The 2,383-nt window shown below is 75.3% G+C and carries 2 protein-coding genes and 1 pseudogene; 2 read left to right on the top strand and 1 reads right to left on the bottom strand.

The features are described from left to right. Window positions 1-808: pseudogene (locus tag VN520_RS02110) on the bottom strand (tetratricopeptide repeat protein); the annotation flags it as partial. Window positions 809-1,064: 256 nt separating this feature from the next. On the opposite strand from VN520_RS02110, the gene VN520_RS02105 reads away from it, so the two are divergent. Further along, window positions 1,065-1,427: a hypothetical protein gene (locus tag VN520_RS02105; RefSeq protein WP_325745093.1), complete on the top strand. Its 363-nt coding sequence runs from the start codon at window positions 1,065-1,067 to the stop codon at window positions 1,425-1,427. 87 nt (window positions 1,428-1,514) lie between these two features. Then, window positions 1,515-2,383 (top strand): fused MFS/spermidine synthase (locus VN520_RS02100; RefSeq protein ID WP_325745092.1); only part of this gene is annotated, 869 nt, incomplete at its 3' end.

Raw genomic sequence — 2,383 nt, 5'->3', positions numbered from 1 at the left:
GGGCCCGGCCCATGTCCCGGGCCAGGAACGACGCGTTGCAGAACGCGTGCGCCTCCAGGCCGGCGTCCCCCGCCAGCCGTGCCGTCGCGAGCGCCTCCGCGTAATGGGAGCGCGCGTCGTCGAAGCGCCCCGAGTCGTGGGCCAGCCAGCCCACGGAGATCGCCAGCTCACCGGCGCCGGCGTGCAGCCGGTCCGCCGTGCTGCGCCGCGTGGTGGTCCCCGCATCGAGCAGGGCGTAGGCGGCCCGGAGCGGCTGGGAGGCCTGCCGGTACAGGCCGTCCGCGCCGTGCCGGTCGTCCAGCAGCCGGATCCGGCGCACCGCCTTCTCCACGGCGCTCACCTCGGCCTCACCCACCCGGCGTTGCGCGGGTACGGCGAGGGGGCCGGCGGCGGCGGAACGGCCGCCGAGCCCCAGGGACGCGGCCGCCACCGTGGTGGAACCGCTGGTCATGAACACGCGACGCAGCACGTCGCTCTCCTCGTGGATGTCGCTGTCGAGCGTGGGGGGTGTGGTGGGCAGGGGCAGGGACGTCGTGCGGGCCCCCCGGCCGCGCACGCTCTCGCGGGCCGAGAAGCCCAGGTCCGCGAGGCTCGCCCCGGGGAACATGTGCAGGAACACTCGTTCGTACGCGTAGTTGGGGCAGCGGATCTCGCCCGACTCCACACGTCCGATGTACCGGGCGTCGCACGCGACCTGTTCACCGATCTCGCGCGCGGCCCTGCGGACCGCGGCCGCGAACTCTCCGGCGGAGCGCTGTCCGCGCAGCCGACGGAAGACGAGGTTGGGAACTGCCCGTGTCGACACCATGGCGGGGCCCTCTCTGGCGCAGCAGCCGGGTTCCTGCTTCCGGTGTCCCGGCGGAGCAAGAACGTACCTGCTGTGACGGGCCGTACACACAGCGTTTGCTGATAAACCGGGCATCTCGCCCCCGATCCGCCATGAAATGCCACCCTTTGCGGCGGCGTGCCGCCGTAGCCCTTGACGCCGTCGGCGCGTTGGTCCATGCGGAGGCGGGGCGCGGCGCCGTCTCGTCGAGACGAGAGGAGGGGTTCCCTTGCCTCACATGGGCCCGGAAACCACACCGTGCGATCTGGTGACCGTCCCGGCGCGTCAGGGCCTGGAGGCCGTGGACATCCTGCGCAGGGGAGCGGAGAACGACCCCGTCGGCCCGGTCCTGCACGACGGGGCCTGCGCCGTCCTCGGCTTCCTGGTGCCACCCGGCACGGCGGAGGCGTGGGACGTGCCCGGCAGCGCCTGTACGCGGACGGACGGCCGGGGGCTGCGCATCCCCGCCGAGCCGCCCGTCGTCGGAGGGGGCTGGCTCCTGCCGCCCGTGGCGGAGGCCCCTGTCACCGACCCGGCCGTGCTCCGGGCCGCCCTCGACCAGGCGGCCCGGATCATCGAGGCGGCCGACAACTGCCGCTGAGGCCATAATGGGCAGGTGGGCGGAGTTCCCGCCGTCGCCGGTCCCTCCCAGGTGCCGGCCCGAACCGGTGAGCGAGGACGAGCGCGCGTGGCACGTCGTGGAGCGGTCCGGGGCGCGGGCGACCGGAAGCGGCCGGAGCGTCAGCAGGCACCCGTCTCCGCGACGGTGGACGGCGGCCTCGCCGAGCTCGTGCCCGACCGCGAACGCCCGCGCGCCTGGACGCTGCTGCTGGACGGCGCCCCGCAGTCCCACGTGGACCTGGACGACCCGGCGTACCTCTCGTTCGCGTACCAGCGCAGGCTCGGCCATGTCATCGACCTCGCCGCGCCGCCCGGCAGGCCCCTCCAGGCGGTGCACCTCGGCGGCGGGGCCTTCACGCTCGCCCGGTACGTCGCCGCGACCCGGCCCCGCTCCACCCAGCAGGTCGTGGAGATCGACGCGCCGCTCGTCCAACTGGTCCGCCGGGAGCTGCCGCTGGACCCGCAGGCCCGGATACGGGTCCGCTCGGTGGACGCCCGCGCCGGACTGGGGAAGATCCAGGACGGCTGGGCGGACCTCGTCATCGCCGACGTCTTCGGCGGGGCCCGCACCCCCGCGCACCTCACCTCCGCCGAATTCCTCGCCGAGGTGCGCCGGGTGCTGAAGCCCGGCGGCCAGTACGCCGCCAACCTCGCCGACGGTCCGCCGCTCGCGCACCTGCGCGGCCAGATCGCCACGGCCGCCTCCCTCTTCCCCGAGCTGGCCCTGGCCGCCGATCCGGCCGTCTGGCGCGGCCGCCGCTTCGGCAACGCGGTCCTGGTCGCCTCCGACCTGCCGGTCGCGGTCGCCGAACTGACCCGGCGGGTCGCGAGCGACCCCCACCCCGGCCGCGTCGAGCACGGCCGCGTGCTCGCCGACTTCACGGGCGGCGCCGCCGTCGTCACCGATGAGGGCGCCAGGCCTTCCCCCGCGCCGCC

Source organism: Streptomyces sp. (assembly GCF_035563135.1).
GTDB lineage: Bacteria > Actinomycetota > Actinomycetes > Streptomycetales > Streptomycetaceae > Streptomyces.
This window is presented reverse-complemented; position numbering and strand designations above follow the sequence as displayed.

Coding starts and splice junctions, on each gene's coding strand:
- VN520_RS02105 (WP_325745093.1), top strand. CDS start 1,065: ATGGGCCCGGAAACCACACCGTGCGATCTGGTGACCGTCCCGGCGCGT.